A 19,152-nucleotide genomic window follows, 5' to 3' on the forward strand; every position below is an offset into this window, starting at 1 on the left:
GAAGCCCGCTCCTTGCGCGCCGGGTCAGAAGCGGGCATTGAGCCGGGTGATCTCGTCGTTCAGTTGCTGAACGGTGGCGCGGGCCTGAGTGGCCTCGCGGCGCAGCGCTTCGACCTGGCTGCTCCGAAGCCCTTCGAGCTGACGGCCCTGCCGGTCACTGGTCTGCCGGAGAGCGGAGAGATCGGCCTTGCGGTTGATCTTGCGGTTGAGCTCGCGGGTGACATCGGTGACGCGCTGATCCACGCGGTCGGCCTTGGTGGCCGCGTCCACGGCCTTCTGCTTGGCCTGTTCACCGGCGCGCTTGAGCGACAGGGGATCCTCTCCATTGCGCTCAAGGCGCTTCTTTTCGAGGTGCGAGAGCAAATCCCATTCAAGGTTGATCAGTTTCGCGCCGGCGGAAAAGAGAGTGGCCTCACCCGATACGCCCGTGACTGATCCTGCGGCCCCGGTCGCCGCACCGGCCGCGCCTACCGTCTCGGCCTTGGCCCAGCCGTGCTCGAACTTCGTCGTGAACTCCTGGATCTGGCTCTCAAGGTCTGCCACCCTCTCCTTGAGTGGCTTTACAGAACCATCACTCATGTCCTTTACCTCCCGAAAGGTTGTTAAATGGCTGAAGCTTCTTCAGAGCTCTTCTCCGGCCGCGGCAGGTCCGAATTCGACGTCCCGCCCGCGCTGACCGGGCGCCCGTTGCTCGCGGAGGCGTGGGGCAGGCGCCTCGGGAGGTCGTTCGACGTCGAAGGCGAACGTACGGTGGGGAACATGGTCCGGCGGGAATACATCGGCGGTTCGGGATGGGGGGCGGAGCGGTCCCACATCGTAATTCCACCGCAATACACTCGGCTCGCCATCACCAATGGCATTCACAAACCGAAGCGCTGGAACATATCCATCGGCAAACTTTCGACGGCACCCGGGATACAGACCGAAAACGCGGGAACCAACTCACGCGTCTTCGCCCACCACGGGGGTGAGACCGAGGCGAAGGTCGACTTTGAAGGACACGGAGCCGTGTGGTTCTACAGCTTCCAGTGGGCCGGGGGCCGGGAACTCATCTCCCACACCGACAAGTTCCGCGGAGCGGTCGTCATCCCGGGTCCCGGCCTCGTCGCTGTGGGCGGCGCCCACCTGGGTGAGCCCGGGTGGGGCACCCTGCCGCCCTGGAAGATGACCCTGCGCCCGGCGTGACCGCCCGCTCCCCGTCAGGAGAAGCGTCAGGAGAAGAAGGCGGCCAGCTGGTCGGCCGTCGGCTTGGCGTCGGCAGGGGCGGGCGGCTGTTCGTCCTCGGCGTCCGGGAGAAGGCCCGCTCCCGGGCGCGGCAGGGGCTTCGGCGGGTCCAGGGGATCCGCGTCCTCGTCCTGGTTGACCGTCGCGAACATCCAGTTGGCGTCGGCCAGTTGGTCCACCACGTGCGCCAGCAGATAGTCGCCGACCGACCACTCCGCCGCCTCGCCCTCCGTCTCCCTGGCCACCGCCCCGTCCCGCGGCAGGTGGCGGATCAGGACCGCGAGGCGGCGGGAGGAGAGGCTGCCTCGGTGCCAGTCCAGGAGGTCGAGGCCGTAGAAGCGGAGCAGATCGGCTTCCAGGGCCTCGGCGTGTTCCTCCACGAACACGCCGAGGCTCAGCCTTCCCCCAGGCCGAGCCCGGTCTCCTTGCCGTACGCCTCCAGGATCGCCGCGATGTCCTGCATCGTGACGTCGTGCCGCCCGAAGCGGGCGAACTGCTCGTCGCCCAGGAGGAGTTCGAGCAGGCCGTCCACGTCGTTGTCGTCGAGGTCGCGGAGCTTGCGCGCGGTGGTGCGGGTGAGTTCGGTCGGCAGCTCGAAGCTGTCGGAGTCGAGCTCGAAGGTCCAGGCACGGCCGAGCGCTTCGAGGCGCTGGGCGCGGGCGGCGTTGACGTTGAAGCCGGACACGGGTGTCTCCTTCGGCAGGGCGACGCCCGGCCGTGCTGGGGGCACGGGCCGGGCGTCGCTCGGATCCTATGCGGTCGCGCGCAAGCGCAACCGGCGATTTCGCGCAATCAATCAGACGCCGTGCGGGGCGAGTTGCGCCCGGCCCGCCTACGAGTAGGACGCGGCCAGTTCCTTGATGCGGAAGCTCGCCAGCGGCGCGTTGTCGTCCTTGGCGAGCGCCGTGAAGGTCACGCCCAGCTTCACCGCGCCGGTGCGGGTCATCGCGATCTCCTCGGTCTCGGTGACCTGACCACGCGGGATCACGAAGCGGTACTTGGCCGTGCCGTCCGTGAACTCGATGCCGAGCGCGCGCTCGTCCGGGGCCGGGCTGTTGGCCAGGTCGTACGTGAACTCCTTGAGGTCACCGACCGCCGTGCCGACCTTGACCTCGCCGCCGCCCATGAAGAAGGACAGGGTGTCCTTGTTCAGCTGCAGCAGCTGGAACTTCACGGTCAGGTCGCGGTCGGAGTAGATGAACCGCGCCGGGCTCACCGACTGCCAGGTGTCGACCGGGTCGATCTTGTCCTTCTTGTTGAACTTGATGCCGTCGGTCGTGGTGTAGCCGAGGTCCGTCCACTTGGTGGTGTCCCAGTCGACGGTGGCGCTGGCCGGGGCGTCGGTGCCGGCCGGCGCGATGAGGACGCGTCCGCTGCCTGCGACGCGGATCTGCTTGCCGTTGTTGCCTGCCATGAGTACTCCTCGGGTGGTTGTACGACTGGTGGTACGACGAAGGCCCCGCCGGGGTCGGCAGGGCCTGGCTGTGCGCGAGGGGCCGCGACGGAATCGCGGGGTGCGGCGTTACGCGGGGCGGACGGAGATCCGTACCGTCGACAGGTAGCGGCTGCCCGCCGGGCGGTTGTAGTCGGGCAGCCAGCGCGGCCCGTCCGCCTCGGTGACGTCGGTGACGACGGCCCCGCCGTACGAGGTGCCGGTCAGTTCCAGCACACAGGCACGGGCGGCGAGGGAGATGCCGTGCGCGGTGGACTTGTCAGGACCGTAGACCTCGATGTCGAGCAGCGGCTGGTCGAGATGCTTGTCGTCGATCCACGCGCCGCCGACGCGGGAGACGAGGACGGCCTTCTGAGTGCCGTCGAACCCGGCGGGCGGCTTGTTGTCGACGACCGAACCGGCGAGCTCCGCACGGTTCTTGAGGAAGTCGACGACGAGCCGTTCCGCGTCGGGGAAGGTCAGGATGGACACATGGACACTCCCTGTCGTGAGGGCAACACAAAGAGGGCAACACAAAGCGGCAGGTCCGCCGCCCCCGGTGGGGGCGCAGCTCTGCCGCTGCTTCAAGTGTGATCCAGGGGTCCGTATCCCGCAACCGATGTCGGTGGGGGGCGGGTTGGGCCTGGTGGGAGTACGTGAAGAGGGCCCCGCACCAATCGGTGCGGGGCCCTCTTCTTCGTACACGACGACGCCTCTGCCTATGCCTATGCCTGCGGCCGTGCCCCCCGTACTCCTCGGACGAAGCGCTCGGCGGCGAACACGTCCTCCAGGCGGTACATCGCCCGCCGCCCCTGCCGGCCCGCGGCCTTCAGATGGCCGAGCTGCACCCACTTGCGGATGGTGGCGGGCGAGACGTCGGCCTCGGTGGCTGCGAGGTCTCCCGAGATCAGCGGTGTGCTCATGCCGTCTCCTCCTCCTCGTCCAGTACGTGCCGGCAGGGCGGGTTCACGCACATCGCGACGCCGCGTTCGGGAAGGGCGCGCAGCGACACGGAGCCGCAGGCCGGGCAGCGGCCGGGCAGCCTGACGAGCTGCTCGGGGTCCCCGAGGGCGCGGGCGCAGCGACGGGACATGCGGCGGGTCTCCTCCTCGACGTGGGCCGCCAGGTCGGGCATGTCCCGTACGGCGTCGAGGAGTTCGGCGAGCCGGCGCAGGCGTACCTGCACCGGGGCGGCGGCGATGCGGCGCAGGCCGAGCCGGTCCCGTACGGCCTCCTCCAGTTCGACCACGCCGTCGCCGATGTCGCGGAGGGCGTCGGAGACGTAGAGGCGGACCGGCGCGACGGCGGACGCGGCCGGGCCGCCGCCCCGCACCTCGCGGAACGTCCGTCCCGTGCCGGGCGCCAGCTCCTCCAGGAGCAGGGGGTAGCGGCGCCGCAGGGAGTCCAGCCAGAGTGCCGCGCGTTCGACCGCGGTGCTCGCACTCGCACTCGTACTCGCACTCATCACGACCTCCCCCGGGCGGACTTGCGCGGCTTGACCTCGCGGCCGTTGCGCCAGAGGCGCCCGCCGCTGACCCCGTCGAACCAGGTGTGCGACGGATCGACGATGGCCTCGCACTCGCGGCGGATCGGGCACTGATTGCAGGCGCGCAATACCGGCGCCGCTTCGGCGGGGGTGCGGGTGAAGACGTACTGCTGTGGGAGATCCACGCAGGCGGCGTTTCGGCGCCAGTCGAGCGCTTCGCCCGAACGATCCCGGCTGTCCCGGGTGCCTCGTGTGTCAGGAAACGCGCTGTTCAGAGCAGGTGCGAGGAGAACAGTCCGATGAGACATGCGCAGCCCCTCCGCGGGTATGCGAACATTAGTTCGATGTCGTGGATGCGTGATCAGAGTTCCACGCTGCGTGCGCATGCGCAACTAAAAACGGAGGGGTGTGGGACTGCGGGAAGGAGTGAGGAGTGGCTGAAAACGCGTGTGCCTGCGCGGGATCTTCACAAGAACGTGCGAGCGCGCGCATATTTCGGTGCGCGCGCGATCGGTACGCTCGCCCTGCGACGAGGGGAGAGCGACGACATGGTGTCCAGCCCACGGGCCAGCGCCCGCAGCGACCAGGTGTACCGACCGGGTCCCGGCCACGACCAGGCCCGCGAGAGTGGCCGGAACCGAGCGGACGAACTGGAGGAGTTCGCCGAGTGGATCGAGGGCGTGATGCGGGAGCGCGGCTACGACATCGACAGCCCGCGCGGCGGCGGCAAGTCGAAGCTCGCGGACGACGCCGGCGTGCACCGGGCCGCGGTCAGCCGCCTCATCCAGCGGCAGAGCATGCCCGACCTGGAGACGATGCGACGCCTCGCGACGGTGCTCGGAGTCCCCTTGCGGGACATGCTGATCCGCTCCGGCCGACTGTCCGAGAACGACCTGCCGGTCGCGGCCGCGCGGGGCGGTGACACCGACGCCCCCCGACTGCTCAGCCCCGAGGAAGCGGCCCGGAGAATGGGGGTGCCTCCAGAGCTGCGGGCGGTCTTCGTGAGAGTGACGAAGGCGTTCCTGCCGCAGGTCGAGTAGTCGAACAGCACAGGGCCGACTTACGCAGCCCGGGGGCGCAGAGGGAGTGCGAACATGCCGACTGACGAAGCGGAGGGGCCGTCCGGAGGCGCAGGCCGTCGCGGAGCGGGACACCATGGCGTCGCTGATCAGACGACCGCGGCGGAGGAACTGGCCTTCCTCGTCGGCGGGCTGCTGATCGAACTCGGTTCGAAGATCCAGGAGGCCGGGATCGACGGCGTACGGATCCTCACCGAGGAGGAGGCGCAGCAGACCCAGTTGCGCTGGTTCCGCGAGGGCTGGACGGAACACGCCCGCGCGACGGAGCACGCGCGGGTGGCGGACGCGGAGCCCAGGGGTGCGTCCGGGTCCGGTACTGGGACCGGCACCGGCACCGGCACCGGGTTCAGGGACGGGCAGGCGGCCGGCCATGACGACACCGGCACCGACGCCTGTACCGGCGCCGGTACTCCCGCCGACGCCGACGCCGATGCCGAAGTGGGGCCGTCGCCCGCCTCCTCCGCCCGCCTCCTCCACTTCCCCGCGGACCCCCGAGGCACCCACCCCCTCCCCATCGTGGGCACGGACGAGGCCCGCGGAGCGCGGGACCTGATGGCGCACCGGCCGCGCAGGCGCCGCGAGGAGGCACCGAAGCGTCCGCGCCCGGGGCCCGGCCCCGACGACCAGGACTGAGCTCCCGCCCCGTACAACCTCAGCGTCCGTACGAAGGTCTCCTGTGCGCCGAAGCGCCACGCTCAAGGGCCCACCGGCACCCTTTTCAACACCTGGAGAACCGCCACATGCCCAAAATGTTCCGTACGGTCCTGGCCGGTGCCGCCACGGCCGCCCTGACCGGATCCCTGCTCGCCGCCACATCGGCGACGGCCGGCGCCGCGCCCGCCGACAGGCCGGACGAGGTACGCGCCGACTTCAACGGCGACGGCTACGGTGACCTCGCGGTCTCCGCGCCCCTCGCCACCGTCTCGGGCAGGTCCAACGCCGGTTACGTCGCCGTCGTGTACGGCACCGCGAACGGCCTCGACATTACCAAGCGCACCCGGATCAGCCAGGCCACCACCGGCATACCCGGCACCCCGGAGAGCGGCGACCACTTCGGGGACCGGATGACCACCGGCGACCTCGACGACGACGGTTACACGGACCTGGTCGTCGGCGTGCACGGCGAACGCATCGGCAGCGGCGACGAGTTCGGCACGCTCACCGTGGTCTGGGGCGGTGCGGACGGCCTGAAGACGGCGACCGACATCAGCTCGCCGCTGCCCGACAACCGCAACGAACTCGGCTGGTCCGTCGCCACCGGCGACTTCGACGGCGACGGCGTGACCGACCTCGCGGCCGCCAACAACTCCATGCCGGAGCTGAACATCTTCAGGGGCCCCGTCTCCCGGACCGGCAAGGCGGCGGCGCTCACCGGCGTCGACACGTCCGAGGAGACCGGTATCGACACCGACAGGATCGTCACCGGCGACGTCAACGGCGACGCCGCCACCGACCTGCTGATCATGGGCCAGGAGGAGAGCGGTGCCGGCTACCGCACCCGCGGCGTCCTCTACAAGGGTGGTACGACGCTGAAGCCGGCCGGCAAGGTCGCGGGCGGCTACGCCGCGACGATCGCCGACGTGAACAAGGACGGCTACGGCGACATCGTCACCGGCAACTTCATGGAGAAGTCGGCCGACGAGCCGAACGGCGGACCCGGCGGCGCGGTCACCGTGACGTACGGCAGCGCGACAGGACCGAGCACCCGCACCCCGGTCCGCATCACCCAGGACACGGCGGGCGTCCCCGGCGCCGCCGAGGAGGGCGACGCCTTCGGCTGGAGCCTGTCCGCGGGCGACACCAACGGCGACGGCTACGCGGACATCGCGGTCGGCGTGCCCTCCGAGACGCTGGGCAGCGCGAAGAAGGCCGGTTCGGTCGTCGTCCTGCGCGGCTCGTCGAACGGCCTCACCGGCACGGGCGCGAAGGCGTTCTCGCAGGACACCGCGGGCGTGCCCGGCACCGCCGAGTCCCACGACTTCTTCGGGGCCTCCGTGCGCCTCGCGGACAGCGATGGCAACGGCCGCGCCGAGCTCGTGGCGGGCGCGTACGGCGAGAACGACGGCGCCGGTTCCGTCTGGCTCTTCAGGACCACCGCGTCCGGCACCACCGCGACCGGCGCCAAGTCGGTCAGCGGCCCGGGACTCGGCGGCCCGGCGGGCCTCTCGTACTTCGGCGACGTACTCGAAGGCTGACGGTCACGTATCCTCCCCATTTTGTTCGGACAAGCGGGACGAAGGGGGTGGGGAGCCGGTGTCGCTGGTCTCGCGCCTGGCCGGCCGGCGCGGGGAGGCGCTGCTCCGGGAGTGGCGGAACGTCGTCGTGGCGCCGTTCCGCGCGCTCCGGGAGCGCGGCCCGCTGGGCGTCTCGCTGGCCGTCCTCGCCACCCTCGCCGTGATCGGACTGCACGAGTTCCAGCAGACCGGCACGGGTGCCGATGTGGTGCGTGTGGTCAGTGAGGTGCGGGCGGACCAGCCTCTCTGGCTCTCCCTGCTGCGTACACCCGTCTCCGTGTTCGTGCCCGCGGTGGACCTGCCCGCGTGGGGCGGGCTGCCCCGCCTGTTCCTGGCGTTCGCGCTCGCCGAGCTGCTCTTCGGGCGCGTCCGCACACTGGTGGTGGCGTACGCCGTCACGCTCGCCGGGACCCTCTCGGCGCGCGTGATGATCGCCCTGGGACCCGACCTGCTCGGGCTTCCCGCCGACGCCGCGCACACCGTGGACACCGGTGCCTCCGCGGCGATCGTCGGCCTCTTCGCCTATACGGCCGTGGCGCTGCGGGCGCCGGTCCTCTTCCTCGCCGCCGTGGTCCCGACGGTGGCCGGGTCGCTGGCCGAGCCGAATCTCGCGGGCCGCGAACACCTGGTGGCCGTGGCCGCCGCGGTGCTCATCGCCGCCGTCCTGCACCGGTCCGGGTGGGCCGGGCGGGCCGTTGGGCCGGGCGGGGAACCGGCCGTTGTCAGTGCCCGCTGACACAATCGACGGCAGTCGATCAGAGGGTCGGGCAGGAGGTCGGACATGGCAGTTCTCGACGCGGAGGACCCGTTGGCCATCGCGGTGACCGGAGCGATCCGTTCCGGCGACGTGAGCGCCCTGCGGCGCCTCCTCGACGCGCATCCGGGTCTCGCCACCACGGGGATCAGACAGGACGGCGAGGCCGCGGGCACCCGCAGCCTGCTGCACATCGCCACGGACTGGCCCGGGCACTTCCCCGCAGGACCCGAGGTCATCGCTGTCCTGGTCGCGGCGGGCGCCGACCCGGCCGCCCGGTTCGTCGGGGCGCACAGCGAGACACCCCTGCACTGGGCCGCGAGCAACGACGACGTCGCGGCGCTCGACGCCCTCGTCACGGCGGGCGCGGACATCGAGGCGACCGGGGGCGTGATCGCGGGCGGCACACCGCTGGCCGACGCGCGCGCGTTCGGCCAGTGGCGGGCGGCCCGGCGGCTCCTGGAACACGGGGCGCGGACGACCTTGCAGGACGCGGCGACGCTCGGCCTCCTCGACCGCGTGACGGCCCTCGTCGAAGGCGAGTCCGAGGGGACGGGGGCGGGGGCGGGGGCGGGCCCCGACCCGGACGCCATCACCAGCGCCTTCTGGGGCGCCTGCCACGGCGGCCAGTTGGCCACCGCACGCTATCTGGCGGACCGGGGAGCCGACCTCGACTGGATCGGATACGACGGCATGACACCGCTGGACATCGCCGTCGAGTCCGGCGCCGACGACATCGCACGGTGGCTGCGCGACCAAGGCGCAAGGCATCACAGCGATTCGGCTCCCCGGCAGACACCATGACCGACGGGCCCCGGACCGGCGTGCTCACCACCGCCCGCCTGACCCTGCGCCCCATAGAGCGGGCCGACGTCCCGTCGGTCTCCCGGCTCTGGACGGACCGCGAGGTGCGCCGCCATCTGGGCGGCCCCGTGGCCGAGGACGTGGTGCGCGAGCGCGAGCGGCGCTGCGTGGGGGCGCCGGGCGTCTTCTCCGTCGTACGGACGCGGGATTCCGCGGTGGTCGGCCTGGTGTCCGTGGAGCCCGCGGCACGGCAGGGGCGGACCGAGGTCTCGTACCAACTGCTGCCCGAGCACTGGGGGTCCGGCTACGCCCGCGAGGCGGTGGCCGCCGTGGTGGCCACCGTCGTGACCGGGGACATCGTGACCGGGGACGTCGTCGCCGTGACCCAGGAGGCCAACTCCCGCTCCCGGCGGTTGCTCGAAGCGCTCGGCGCGGAGCCGGTCGAGCGGTTCGTCGAGTGGGGCGAGCCGCAGGTCCTCTACGCCTTCACAGCACCTGGGTCAGCGCGAAGGTGAGGGTGAGGGTGACGCAGGGCGCGGCTGCGGTTCCGTCGGGGCCGCGTAGCAGCGCAGGGTGACCTGTTGGTCCGGGCCCCACTCCTGCTCCACTTCGGACAGGAGCTGCCATCCCATGCGTTCGTAGAGCGCCGCGGCCGACGTGTCGGTGGAGACGACGTCCAGGACCGGATGCAGCCCGCGCGCCCGCGCCTCCCGCACGGCTCGCTCCATCAGCAGGGCGCCGATGCCGTGGCCGCGCGCGTCCGGCGCGACGAAGAGGCGGCTGACGACCGCCGCCCCGGCGGCCCCCGCGCCCGCGCGCTCGCCCCACAGGCCGGGCGCCTCGTCGCCCTCTCCCGGGCGGGACAGCCCGACGTGACCCACGACCCGCCCGTCGAGCTCGGCCACCCAGGCCCCGAGCGCACCGGCCCCCTCCAGCCAGTCGGCGGGCCTCGCGGGCCAGTTGACGGGGTAGCCGTCCGCCTTGTGCACGCCCGCGAGCACACCGACGCACGCCTCCAGGTCGCGCTGACCGGAGCGTTCCCTGAGCCGGAGCACCGGGTGGCCGTCGGCCGCGTCGGCGGCACGGTCTCGTTTCATCGCAGCATCAAACCACAGGGGCCGGTACGGCACGGGGCTCCTGCTCAAGTCGCCTCCCCGCCATGGGCGTTGCCCCTCAGGCGAGTGTGACCAGCTCCTTGTAGTCGGCGCTCCACAGGTCCTCGTCGCCGTCCGGCAGCAGCAGCACCCGGTCAGGACGCAGCGCGTCGATCGCGCCCTCGTCGTGCGTGACCATCACGATGGCCCCCGGGTACGTGCCGACGGCGGCGAGCACCTCGTCCCGCGACGCCGGATCGAGGTTGTTCGTCGGCTCGTCGAGCAGCAGGACGTTCGCGCCCGAGTGGACGAGCCCGGCCAGCGCGAGCCGCGTCTTCTCACCGCCGGAGAGGACCGCGGCGGGCTTGTCCGCGTCGTCCCCGCCGAACAGGAATGAGCCAAGGACTCGCCGCACCTCCCCGTCCGTCAGCTGCGGCGCCGCGTCCGCGAGGTTCTCCCGGACGGTCCTCGCCCCGTCCAGCGTGTCGTGCTCCTGCGCGAAGTACCCGAGCCGCAGCCCCGGACCCGCGACAACCCGCCCTTCGTCCGGCAGTTCACGCCCGGCCAGCAACCGGAGCAGCGTCGTCTTCCCCGCGCCGTTGAGCCCGAGGACGACCAGCCGACTGCCCCGGTCGACCGCGAGGTCGACGCCCGTGAGGACGCGGTGCGGCCCGTACGCCTTGGTCAGGGCGACCGCGCCGAGCGGCATCCGGCCGCACGGCGCGGGCTCGGGCAGCCGGATCCGCGCCACCTTCTCGCCCCGCCGCACCGGCTCCGTCCCTGCGAGCATCCGCTCGGCCCGCCGGTCCATGTTCTTCGCGGCGGTGGCCGTGGCGACGTGGGAGCGCATCTTGTCCGCCTGGGCGCGCAGCGAGGCCGCCTTCCGTTCGGCGTTGGCGCGCTCCCGCACACGCCGTCGCTCGTCCGCCGCGCGCTGCGCGAGATAGGTGTGCCAGCCGGTGTTGTGCACGTCGATGGCCGCGCGCGTCGGGTCCAGGTGGAAGACGCGGTTGACGGTGTCGGCGAGCAGCCCGGTGTCGTGGCTGATGAGGACGAGGCCGCCCGGATAGCCCGCGAGGTAGCCGCGCAGCCAGGCCACCGAGTCGGCGTCCAGGTGGTTGGTCGGCTCGTCGAGGAGCAGGGTGTCGTGCTGCGAGAAGAGGATCCGCGCGAGCTCGACGCGGCGCCGCTGGCCGCCCGACAGATCGCCGACGGGCTGGTGCAGGGCGCGCTCGGGCAGCCCGAGCCCGGCGGCGACCCGTGCGGCCTCCGCCTCCGCGGCGTAGCCGCCCCGCGCCTGGAACCGGTCGTCCGCGCGGGCGTACGCCGCCATGGCCCGCTCCTGCGCCGCGGGGCCCTCGGCCGCCGCCATCGCGGCCTCGGCGGTACGCAGCGCGGTGACCGCCTCGTCCAGGCCGCGCGCGGACAGGATGCGGTCGGTGACGGTGACGGCGGGGTCGGCGGCGCCCGGGTCCTGGGCGAGGTGGCCGACGGATCCCGCGCGGGTGACGGTGCCTTCGGCGGGGGCCGCGAGGCCCGCGAGGATCTTCATCAGAGTGGTCTTGCCGGCGCCGTTGCGACCGACCAGGCCGACGCGGTCGCCCGGGGCGATGTGGAAGGAGACGCCGGACAGCAGCAGGCGGGCACCGGCGCGCACGTCGGCGCCTCGTACGGTGATCATGAGGTAACGCTCCGCAATAGCGAATGGACACACGGGTGGCGTGGAGGCGTGTGTCCTGGCTAGGAAATGCGGGGCGTAGACATGCCTTCCACGCTAACGAACCCCCTGACGGGGCCGCATCCGGATTTTCGCCGCGCGAAGCCGACCCGCCTCTCCCTTGCCCCCGAGGCCTCCGGGTTCCGCCCGCACTGCCCCGGCCCGCCCGTACTGCGACCGGCTCGACCGCGAGAGATCATCGAGCCATGGACGTGACGCCCGTGACCCTTCACCTCGCCCAGGAGCCGGCCGCCGACGAGCTCCTCGGCCGCAGTCCGCTGGCAGCGCTGGTCGGAATGCTCCTGGACCAGCAGGTCCCCATGGAGTGGGCGTTCGCGGGTCCGCACACGATCGCCGAGCGCCTGGGCGCGGATGACCTGGACGCCCATGAGATCGCGGCGTACGACCCCGAGGCCTTCGCCGCGATCCTCTCCACGAAACCGGCCGTGCACCGCTATCCGGGCTCGATGGCCAAGCGGATCCAGCAGCTCTGCCAGTACCTGGTCGACCACTACGAGGGCGATCCCACGGCCCTCTGGCGCGACGCGGCCACCGGCGACGAACTCCTCAAGCGCCTGAACGACCTCCCCGGCTTCGGAAAGCAGAAGGCCCAGATCTTCCTCGCCCTCCTCGGCAAACAGCTGGGCGTACACCCCAAGGGCTGGCGCGAGGCCGCGGGCGACTACGGCGCCCCCAAGGCGTACCGCTCGGTCGCGGACATCACGGGCCCGGAATCCCTCAAGAAGGTCCGCGCCCACAAACAGGAGCTGAAGGCCGCGGCGAAGGCCGCGAAGGCCGCGAAGGCGAAGTAGCGGCACGGACGCCCCGAAACCCGCGGCCGTAGTCCAAGCGGGCGTATCTCGGCGTACGACGGTCCGTGCGCGGCGCGGACGGGGACATGCCCTGCATGAGCGTTCCGGATCCGCCACGCCTCCGCCCCACGTGGCCCCGTGCACTGCTCACCCTGCTCGCGCTCCTCCTCGCCACGCTCGCCACCGCCCCCACCGCCCAGGCGGGCCCGCCTCCCCCGGCCGCCCTCGCCGCGGAGATCGGCGGCGAGGTCCAGCAGGACGCCACCGAGACGGCGCTGCGCCTCCCCACCCGGCACGCCACACGCCTGCCCACCGCGCGCCCCCATGCCACGGCCCCCACCCCGGCCCGGCGCGGCACGCCGTCCGTCGCGCGCCCCGGCGGCCTCCACCCCCACGTCCCGACCCCGCGCACAGCGGTCCTGCGCTGCTGACGGGAAGGCACCCGCCCTCCCTCCCCCACCAGCACCAGCATCCGCACCAGCGCAGACCGAAGGACGTACCCATGCCCATGGACCCCTACGCGGCCCTGCAAGCCCTCCTCCGCGCCGAAGCCGCGCGCACCGCACCCCACGGCCCCGCACCCGCCGAGCACGACGAAGACCGCCGTCAGCAGGACCCTCAGCAACAGCAACAGCAGCGCCGGCGCCGACGCTCCAGCGACGCCTGACACCCTGCGCCGACGCTCCCTGCCGCACCGCCCGAACGTGCGCTTCCGCCTGTCACTCCCACGGTTGGCGGAGACTCGTTCGGGCGGTTCGCATGACCCGGCATGGACGGAATCGGCCGGCTCCCGCTCGCTTCGACCCCTGTTCCGGCTGACGTGTTTCCGTTTTGAGGCGATTTAAGGCGGCATTTCCCAGGCTCGCACTCCGTCGCCATGGCTGCGCCCGGAGAGCCTTGCCCGGTAGGCTTTCCGTGTGATCTTCAAGCGCATCGGAAACGGCCGGCCGTACCCCGACCACGGCCGGGAAAGCACCCGGCAGTGGGCGGACGTCGCGCCGCGCCCGGTCCGCCTCGATCAGCTCGTGACGACCAAGGGCCAGCTCGACCTGGAGACGCTGCTCGCCGAGGACTCCACGTTCTACGGCGACCTCTTCGCGCACGTCGTGAAGTGGCAGGGCGACCTCTATCTGGAGGACGGCCTGCACCGCGCGGTCCGCGCCGCGCTCCAGCAGCGCCAGGTCCTCCACGCCCGCGTGCTCGAACTGGGCTGACACGCCCGCCCCTCCGCCCGAGCGGCCCCCGGGGCCGCATTGGCCCTTTCGGGTTGCGCTGGGCACCGGGCAATGATCATTTAGTAGGCATCGCCGCCCCGCCGCACTACGCTGCGCCCATGAGCATGCTCACTCCCCCCGACATGGGCGGCCCGTACCGCATCACGGGGGACAAGTACCCACGGATGCGCCGCCCGAGCGGTCGCCGCAGGATCGCGCTCGCGGTCGTCGCGGCCACCGTGGTGGTGGGGCTGATCGGCTGGGGCACCCTGCAGCTCATCGACGTCTTCACGGGGGGCGACAAGGCGTCGGCCACGGCCCGCGCGAGCGGCGACTGCGACCGCGACGGCGCACCGGCCGGGCCCGCCCGGGCCGCGAAGCCGAAGCCGCTGCCCCGTCCCGGCCAGATCACCGTCAACGTCTTCAACGCCACGCCCCGCGCCGGCCTCGCCAAGAACACCGCCGACGAGCTCAAGAAGCGCGGCTTCACCATCGGCAAGGTCGGGAACGCGACCAAGGAGTACGACAAGAAGGTCAAGGGCACCGGGCTGCTGCTCGGCGCCAGGACGGCCGCCGACACCGCGTTCCCCGTCCTCGGCACGCAGCTCGCCGGCGCCGAGCGCAAGGCCGACGGCCGCAAGGGCGGCGAGGTCGACCTGGTCCTCGGCACGCAGTTCAAGAACCTGGCAAAAAAGGAGGACGCCGACAAGGCCCTGGCCGCACTGGCCAAGCCCGAGCCGACGTCCAAGCCGTCCGGCAGGAAGAACTGCTAGGAAGAACCGCTGAGAAGAGCTGCTGGGAAGACCTGCTGGGAAGCTACTCCGCCGTCCCGTACATCCGGTCGCCCGCGTCGCCGAGGCCCGGCACGATGTAGCCCTGCTCGTTGAGCCGCTCGTCGACCGAGGCCGTCACGACCGTCACCGGCGTCCCCGCCAGCTCGCGCTCCATGATCTCGACGCCCTCGGGGGCGGCGAGGAGCACCACGGCGGTCACGTCGTCGGCGCCGCGCTTGATGAGCTCCCGGATCGCCGCGACGAGCGTGCCGCCGGTGGCGAGCATCGGGTCGAGGACGTACACCTGACGCCCGGAGAGGTCCTCCGGCATGCGCGTCGCGTACGTGGAGGCCTCCAGGGTCTCCTCGTTGCGGATCATGCCGAGGAAGCCGACCTCGGCGGTCGGCAGGAGCCGGACCATGCCGTCGAGCATGCCGAGACCGGCGCGCAGGATCGGCACCACCAGCGGACGCGGGTGCGACAGCTTCACGCCGGTCGTCCCGGTCACCGGGGTCTGGATGTCGACCTGCTCGGTGCGCACGTCCCGGGTGGCCTCGTACGCGAGCAGGGTGACCAGCTCGTCGGCGAGGCGCCGGAAGGTCGGGGAGTCGGTGCGCCTGTCGCGCAGCGTGGTGAGTTTGTGCGCCACCAGCGGGTGGTCGACGACGTGGATCCGCATGGCATCAACAGTAACCGGGCGCGGGGCCACTCCCTCCTCTTCGGCGCCTCGCCCGCACCTCGCCGGTAGCTCACCGGCACCTCACCGGCATCAATGCCGCCGACAGAGGGAAGGTGGGGACGTACGGACTGAGGTGGTGTGGCCCATGGTGGAGCGCAAACCGGAAGACGAGACCGACGCCGAGCGTCGCAGGCGGCGCGCCCAGTTCCTGCGCGAACGCGCCGAGGCCATCGAGCTCCGCGACCGGGTGAAGCCGCGCCGCGCCCGGGCGGCACGCATGCGACAGCAGATGCGCATGCGCACGTTCCGCTGGTAGCCGACCGCCCGGCGACGGGCCCGTGGGAGCCGGGGAAAAGCGCGACGCGGAACACAGCGGCCGGAAGACCTCTCCTGACGGCGCCGTTTCTGCCACGATTCCGAATGGGCGGGGCTTGGCACCAGCACTCCCCGCTCCCCGACCTCGCCGGGGGGACCCCAAACCGCCAACCGGCACTGCCTATGACCAGTGGGAGAGTCACGGTGTACTTCGCCGCACTGCTCGCGCGCACCGAAGACGGGTGGGAAGCGAGCGACACGGAGCTCGACGATGTGGAGACCCTGTCGGATCTGGCCGATCTGGCGCGTGAAACCGCAGCCGAATACGAGGACGACACAGTGCTCGTCTTCATCGAACAGGAAGACGCGTGGTTCGGCGTCGTCCGCGTGGACGGGGAGGAAGACCCCCGTATCTACGTCTCGGACGCGGCCGCGGCCGCCCGCAGCTCGTACGGGGAGATCCTGCTCACCGCCGAGATGCTCGGCCGCGACCCCGACGACGAGGGGACCGTCGACCTGGACGCCCTCGATCTCGACGGCACGGAGGACGGCGAACCGGAGGCGTCCGACGCCGAGCCGGACGCCGACGACGACGCTCCCGGTACGTCGGGAGTGCCGTCCGGGCCGCTCGGGGACACGGAGATCCTCGCCGACCTCGGCGTGCCGGAAAAGGATCTGCTCGGTCTGGAGGCCGGCGACGCGCTCAACGACATCGCCGACGTCCTCGGCGCCGCGGAGGTGCTGGAGACCGTCCGCTAGGTTCCCCGTGTGACCGACCCGACCCAGCACATCACCGAGAACGATCCCGTACGCGACCGCTGGCGGGCGCCCATGCGGCTCGCTCTGGCCCAGGCCGAGCTCGCCGTCGAGGGCGGTGACGTCCCCGTCGGCGCCGTCGTGCTGTCCCCGGACGGCACGACGGTGCTCGCGGTGGGGCACAACGAACGCGAGGCGGCCGGCGACCCCACCGCGCACGCGGAGGTGCTGGCGCTGCGCAGGGCCGCCGCCGAGACCGGCGAGTGGCGGCTGACCGGCTGCACGCTCGTCGTGACGCTGGAGCCGTGCACGATGTGCGCGGGCGCGCTCGTGCAGTCCCGTGTGGACCGGGTCGTCTACGGAGCGCGGGACGAGAAGGCCGGAGCGGCGGGCTCCCTCTGGGACGTGGTGCGCGACAGGAGGCTCAACCACCGCCCCGAGGTCATCCACGGTGTTCTCGCGGACGAGTGCGCCGCCCAGCTGACGGACTTCTTCCGCAAGCGCTGACCCGGGGCTTCGCGGAACGGATTTCTGTCCGCGGCCCACTTTGGGCTAGAGTTCCTCTCGGTAGCGTGTCCGAGCGGCCGAAGGAGCTCGCCTCGAAAGCGAGTGAAGGGTAACCCCCTTCCGTGGGTTCAAATCCCACCGCTACCGCTCTTTGCACGAAGGGCCCGACCAGCTGAGCTGGCCGGGCCCTTCGTCGTTTCCCAGGAGGTATGGGCGGGGGAAGCGGCATCGGGGGGACAGCCGCTTCCCCCGACGAGAACCGGGCCCTCAAGTCGGCGCCGCCGTCGGGGGGGAAGCGGACGGCGCGGACCCCGCAGTGGGGCCGGTCCCTCGCCCCGCGGACTCCTGCCAGATCCGCCGGGCTCACCACCCATCCTGCGTCCGGCGCCACCCGTGGAGCGCGGGCAAAGGGCCCCTGCTGTTGGGCCGTTGGTCCCTAAAAGCCCCGTCAGGGCCGTCCGGGTTAGACTCGCCGCCGTCACAGGGGTCACACGGGGCACGGCAAGGGGAGGCCAGATCGTGGCAGTGCAGTGGAAGAAGCTCGGCCTCTTCGCGGTGGTCGTCTTCGTGCTCTACGTGATCATCACCGACCCCGCCAAAGCCGCCGACTACGTGCAGATAGGGTTCGAAGGCATTTCGAGCGCCGCTCAGAGCATCGGTGACTTCATGACGTGGGTCGCCAACGGAGGCAAGGACTGAGCGGCCGTCCGGGCGGCCGGTGCCGCCCGGCTCCAGCCCTCTCCAAGGAGTGCCCGTGATCCGCCATCTGGTCCTCTTCAAGCTCAACGACGGTGTGCGGCGCGACGAGCCGCGCGTGGTCGAGGGCGTCAAGGCCTTCCGCGCCCTCGGCGAGCAGATCCCGGAGCTCACGTTCTGGGAGTGCGACTGGAACATCACCGACCGCCCCATCGCGTACGACTTCGCCATCAACTCGGCGGTCGAGGACACCGAAGCGCTGAAGCGGTACATCGAGCACCCGGCCCACCAGGCGGGCGTCGCGCTGTGGCGCGAGTTCGCCACGTGGGTGATCGCGGACTACGAGTTCTGAGCCACCCGCCCCGCCGCCCCGCCCGCCGAACGGCCCCGCACCGCAACGGTGCGGGGCCGTTCCGCGTCGTACGACCCAACTTGCCCTCAACACGGAGTTATCAGGTGCTTGCACACAGTGCACATGTCTTGTGATGCTATGACCGCTTTTGACGGATGAGTTGACCGAGGTCGACCGAGCGTCGACCGAGCTTGACTGTGCCTGACCGACAGTGGCTGACCGACAGTGCCTGTCTGAGAAGGGGTGGCGTTGACCGTGCCGGCCAGTACTGCACCCGAAGCGCCGCCCGCGAGGACCGCCCAGAGCTCCGGCTCCGGAAGCACCCGGGGCGCCGACACCCGCGCCCTGACCCAGGTGCTCTTCGGCCAACTCAAGGAGCTGGAGCCGGGCAGCCCCGAGCACGGCAGGGTGCGCGGCGCCCTCATCGAGGCCAACCTGCCGCTCGTGCGGTACGCGGCCGCCCGCTTCCGCAGCCGCAACGAGCCGATGGAGGACGTCGTCCAGGTCGGCACCATCGGGCTCATCAACGCCATCGACCGGTTCGACCCGGAGCGCGGGGTGCAGTTCCCGACCTTCGCGATGCCGACCGTGGTCGGTGAGATCAAGCGGTACTTCCGCGACAACGTCCGCACGGTCCACGTGCCGCGCCGGCTGCACGAGCTGTGGGTGCAGGTGACGGGGGCCACCGAGGACCTCACCACCGCCTTCGGACGCTCGCCGACGACCTCGGAGATCGCCGAGCGGCTGCGCATCACCGAGGACGAGGTGCTCGCCTGCATCGAGGCAGGACGCTCGTACCACGCGACGTCGCTGGAGGCGGCCCAGGAGGGCGACGGACTGCCCGGCCTGCTCGACCGGCTCGGCTACGAGGATCCCGCGCTCGACGGCGTCGAGCACCGCGATCTCGTGCGCCACCTCCTGGTCCAACTGCCCGAGCGCGAACAGCGGATCCTTCTCCTGCGCTACTACAGCAATCTGACGCAGTCACAGATCAGCGCCGAATTGGGCGTTTCCCAGATGCATGTGTCGAGACTGCTCGCCAGAAGCTTCGCACGCCTTCGGTCCGCAAATCGGATCGAGGCGTAACCGTATCGAGTGGAGTGCCGTCGGAGCTCTTCCCGACGGCACTCTTTGCTGAAAAGGCGCAGACCCCCTCTTTCCTGCACGGATGTCACCCTTGTTTGTCGACAAGTAACTACAGCGCGTTGCCGACATGTGACATTC

Annotated in this window: 29 protein-coding genes and 1 tRNA gene; 19 read left to right on the forward strand and 11 right to left on the reverse strand. The window is 71.4% G+C overall.

All coding sequences use genetic code 11. The features are described from left to right. Window positions 1-24: 24 nt before the first annotated feature. Window positions 25-579 carry a hypothetical protein gene (locus AB0H82_RS13330; protein ID WP_362992000.1) on the reverse strand — a complete coding sequence of 185 codons (555 nt, stop codon included), beginning with the start codon at window positions 577-579 and terminating at the stop codon, window positions 25-27. 27 nt (window positions 580-606) lie between these two features. Between AB0H82_RS13330 and AB0H82_RS13335 the strand changes: the two genes are divergently transcribed. Beyond that, the gene (locus AB0H82_RS13335; protein WP_362992002.1) at window positions 607-1,185 is read left to right on the forward strand and encodes a hypothetical protein; all 579 of its coding nucleotides are present in this window, start codon (window positions 607-609) and stop codon (window positions 1,183-1,185) included. A gap of 26 nt (window positions 1,186-1,211) precedes the next feature. Here the strand turns inward: AB0H82_RS13335 and AB0H82_RS13340 are convergent, their stop codons facing one another. The 7 genes from AB0H82_RS13340 to AB0H82_RS13370 form a co-directional block, all read right to left on the reverse strand. Then, on the reverse strand, window positions 1,212-1,610 hold the full coding sequence (locus AB0H82_RS13340; RefSeq protein ID WP_362992004.1) for a hypothetical protein: 399 nt from the start codon (window positions 1,608-1,610) through the stop codon (window positions 1,212-1,214). 8 nt (window positions 1,611-1,618) lie between these two features. Then, on the reverse strand, window positions 1,619-1,909 hold the full coding sequence (locus AB0H82_RS13345; RefSeq protein ID WP_362992006.1) for a hypothetical protein: 291 nt from the start codon (window positions 1,907-1,909) through the stop codon (window positions 1,619-1,621). A gap of 147 nt (window positions 1,910-2,056) precedes the next feature. After that, the gene (locus AB0H82_RS13350; RefSeq protein WP_362992008.1) at window positions 2,057-2,638 is read right to left on the reverse strand and encodes a phage tail protein; all 582 of its coding nucleotides are present in this window, start codon (window positions 2,636-2,638) and stop codon (window positions 2,057-2,059) included. A 108-nt stretch (window positions 2,639-2,746) separates the two neighbouring features. Continuing rightward, window positions 2,747-3,148 (reverse strand): hypothetical protein, encoded by a 402-nt coding sequence (locus AB0H82_RS13355; RefSeq protein WP_362992010.1) that lies wholly within the window; start codon window positions 3,146-3,148, stop codon window positions 2,747-2,749. Window positions 3,149-3,381: 233 nt separating this feature from the next. Continuing rightward, window positions 3,382-3,579, reverse strand: coding sequence for a helix-turn-helix domain-containing protein (locus AB0H82_RS13360; protein ID WP_362992012.1), 198 nt, complete (start codon window positions 3,577-3,579; stop codon window positions 3,382-3,384). Then, entirely contained in the window at window positions 3,576-4,121 is a 546-nt protein-coding gene (locus AB0H82_RS13365; protein ID WP_362992014.1) for a hypothetical protein, read from the reverse strand. Before AB0H82_RS13365 ends, AB0H82_RS13360 begins: the two co-directional genes overlap by 4 nt. Further along, entirely contained in the window at window positions 4,121-4,528 is a 408-nt protein-coding gene (locus AB0H82_RS13370; protein ID WP_362992016.1) for a WhiB family transcriptional regulator, read from the reverse strand. Before AB0H82_RS13370 ends, AB0H82_RS13365 begins: the two co-directional genes overlap by 1 nt. 297 nt (window positions 4,529-4,825) lie before the next feature. Between AB0H82_RS13370 and AB0H82_RS13375 the strand changes: the two genes are divergently transcribed. From AB0H82_RS13375 to AB0H82_RS13400, 6 genes are all read left to right on the forward strand, one after another. Beyond that, entirely contained in the window at window positions 4,826-5,182 is a 357-nt protein-coding gene (locus tag AB0H82_RS13375; protein ID WP_362992218.1) for a helix-turn-helix domain-containing protein, read from the forward strand. A gap of 54 nt (window positions 5,183-5,236) precedes the next feature. Beyond that, the gene (locus tag AB0H82_RS13380; RefSeq protein WP_362992018.1) at window positions 5,237-5,854 is read left to right on the forward strand and encodes a hypothetical protein; all 618 of its coding nucleotides are present in this window, start codon (window positions 5,237-5,239) and stop codon (window positions 5,852-5,854) included. A 107-nt stretch (window positions 5,855-5,961) separates the two neighbouring features. Continuing rightward, on the forward strand, window positions 5,962-7,416 hold the full coding sequence (locus AB0H82_RS13385) for an FG-GAP-like repeat-containing protein (protein ID WP_362992020.1): 1,455 nt from the start codon (window positions 5,962-5,964) through the stop codon (window positions 7,414-7,416). A gap of 58 nt (window positions 7,417-7,474) precedes the next feature. Further along, window positions 7,475-8,191: a hypothetical protein gene (locus AB0H82_RS13390; RefSeq protein WP_362992021.1), complete on the forward strand. Its 717-nt coding sequence runs from the start codon at window positions 7,475-7,477 to the stop codon at window positions 8,189-8,191. A gap of 45 nt (window positions 8,192-8,236) precedes the next feature. Continuing rightward, on the forward strand, window positions 8,237-9,013 hold the full coding sequence (locus AB0H82_RS13395; protein WP_362992022.1) for an ankyrin repeat domain-containing protein: 777 nt from the start codon (window positions 8,237-8,239) through the stop codon (window positions 9,011-9,013). Further along, window positions 9,010-9,528: a GNAT family N-acetyltransferase gene (locus AB0H82_RS13400; RefSeq protein WP_362992024.1), complete on the forward strand. Its 519-nt coding sequence runs from the start codon at window positions 9,010-9,012 to the stop codon at window positions 9,526-9,528. Before AB0H82_RS13395 ends, AB0H82_RS13400 begins: the two co-directional genes overlap by 4 nt. On the opposite strand, the gene AB0H82_RS13405 is transcribed toward AB0H82_RS13400, so the two are convergent. Together AB0H82_RS13405 and AB0H82_RS13410 are read right to left on the reverse strand one after the other, a co-directional pair. Then, window positions 9,514-10,110, reverse strand: a complete 597-nt coding sequence (locus AB0H82_RS13405; protein ID WP_362992026.1) for a GNAT family N-acetyltransferase — start codon at window positions 10,108-10,110, stop codon at window positions 9,514-9,516. The two genes, AB0H82_RS13400 and AB0H82_RS13405, sit on opposite strands and share 15 nt — an antisense overlap. A 76-nt stretch (window positions 10,111-10,186) precedes the next feature. Further along, entirely contained in the window at window positions 10,187-11,788 is a 1,602-nt protein-coding gene (locus tag AB0H82_RS13410; RefSeq protein WP_362992028.1) for an ABC-F family ATP-binding cassette domain-containing protein, read from the reverse strand. 242 nt (window positions 11,789-12,030) lie between these two features. On the opposite strand from AB0H82_RS13410, the gene AB0H82_RS13415 reads away from it, so the two are divergent. The 5 genes from AB0H82_RS13415 to AB0H82_RS13435 all read left to right on the forward strand — a co-directional run bounded on the left by AB0H82_RS13415 (window position 12,031) and on the right by AB0H82_RS13435 (window position 14,623). Further along, a complete protein-coding gene (locus AB0H82_RS13415) occupies window positions 12,031-12,636 on the forward strand; it encodes an HhH-GPD-type base excision DNA repair protein (protein WP_362992030.1) in 606 nt (201 codons plus the stop codon). Between the two features lie 95 nt (window positions 12,637-12,731). After that, window positions 12,732-13,067, forward strand: a complete 336-nt coding sequence (locus tag AB0H82_RS13420) for a hypothetical protein (RefSeq protein ID WP_362992032.1) — start codon at window positions 12,732-12,734, stop codon at window positions 13,065-13,067. A 71-nt stretch (window positions 13,068-13,138) separates the two neighbouring features. After that, complete coding sequence (locus AB0H82_RS13425; protein WP_362992034.1) at window positions 13,139-13,303, forward strand: hypothetical protein; 165 nt, start codon at window positions 13,139-13,141, stop codon at window positions 13,301-13,303. 250 nt (window positions 13,304-13,553) lie between these two features. Then, the gene (locus AB0H82_RS13430; RefSeq protein WP_003955420.1) at window positions 13,554-13,850 is read left to right on the forward strand and encodes a type II toxin-antitoxin system VapB family antitoxin; all 297 of its coding nucleotides are present in this window, start codon (window positions 13,554-13,556) and stop codon (window positions 13,848-13,850) included. A gap of 119 nt (window positions 13,851-13,969) precedes the next feature. Further along, window positions 13,970-14,623 (forward strand): LytR C-terminal domain-containing protein, encoded by a 654-nt coding sequence (locus AB0H82_RS13435; RefSeq protein WP_362992036.1) that lies wholly within the window; start codon window positions 13,970-13,972, stop codon window positions 14,621-14,623. A 43-nt stretch (window positions 14,624-14,666) separates the two neighbouring features. On the opposite strand, the gene upp is transcribed toward AB0H82_RS13435, so the two are convergent. After that, complete coding sequence (gene upp / locus AB0H82_RS13440) at window positions 14,667-15,302, reverse strand: uracil phosphoribosyltransferase (protein ID WP_362992038.1); 636 nt, start codon at window positions 15,300-15,302, stop codon at window positions 14,667-14,669. Between the two features lie 145 nt (window positions 15,303-15,447). Between upp and AB0H82_RS13445 the strand changes: the two genes are divergently transcribed. From AB0H82_RS13445 to AB0H82_RS13475, 7 genes are all read left to right on the forward strand, one after another. After that, complete coding sequence (locus tag AB0H82_RS13445) at window positions 15,448-15,618, forward strand: hypothetical protein (protein WP_362992040.1); 171 nt, start codon at window positions 15,448-15,450, stop codon at window positions 15,616-15,618. A 203-nt stretch (window positions 15,619-15,821) separates the two neighbouring features. Continuing rightward, entirely contained in the window at window positions 15,822-16,376 is a 555-nt protein-coding gene (locus AB0H82_RS13450; RefSeq protein ID WP_362992042.1) for a hypothetical protein, read from the forward strand. A 72-nt stretch (window positions 16,377-16,448) separates the two neighbouring features. After that, a complete protein-coding gene (tadA, locus tag AB0H82_RS13455) occupies window positions 16,449-16,880 on the forward strand; it encodes a tRNA adenosine(34) deaminase TadA (protein WP_362992220.1) in 432 nt (143 codons plus the stop codon). A 59-nt stretch (window positions 16,881-16,939) separates the two neighbouring features. Beyond that, window positions 16,940-17,027, forward strand: a tRNA-Ser gene (locus tag AB0H82_RS13460). Between the two features lie 372 nt (window positions 17,028-17,399). Next, window positions 17,400-17,579 (forward strand): hypothetical protein, encoded by a 180-nt coding sequence (locus AB0H82_RS13465; protein ID WP_150169725.1) that lies wholly within the window; start codon window positions 17,400-17,402, stop codon window positions 17,577-17,579. Window positions 17,580-17,634: 55 nt separating this feature from the next. Continuing rightward, window positions 17,635-17,928, forward strand: a complete 294-nt coding sequence (locus AB0H82_RS13470) for a Dabb family protein (RefSeq protein ID WP_362992044.1) — start codon at window positions 17,635-17,637, stop codon at window positions 17,926-17,928. 243 nt (window positions 17,929-18,171) lie between these two features. Next, entirely contained in the window at window positions 18,172-19,014 is an 843-nt protein-coding gene (locus AB0H82_RS13475; protein ID WP_362992046.1) for an RNA polymerase sigma factor SigF, read from the forward strand. Window positions 19,015-19,152 lie beyond the last annotated feature (138 nt).

The organism is Streptomyces sp. NPDC050732 (genome assembly GCF_040654255.1).
GTDB lineage: Bacteria > Actinomycetota > Actinomycetes > Streptomycetales > Streptomycetaceae > Streptomyces.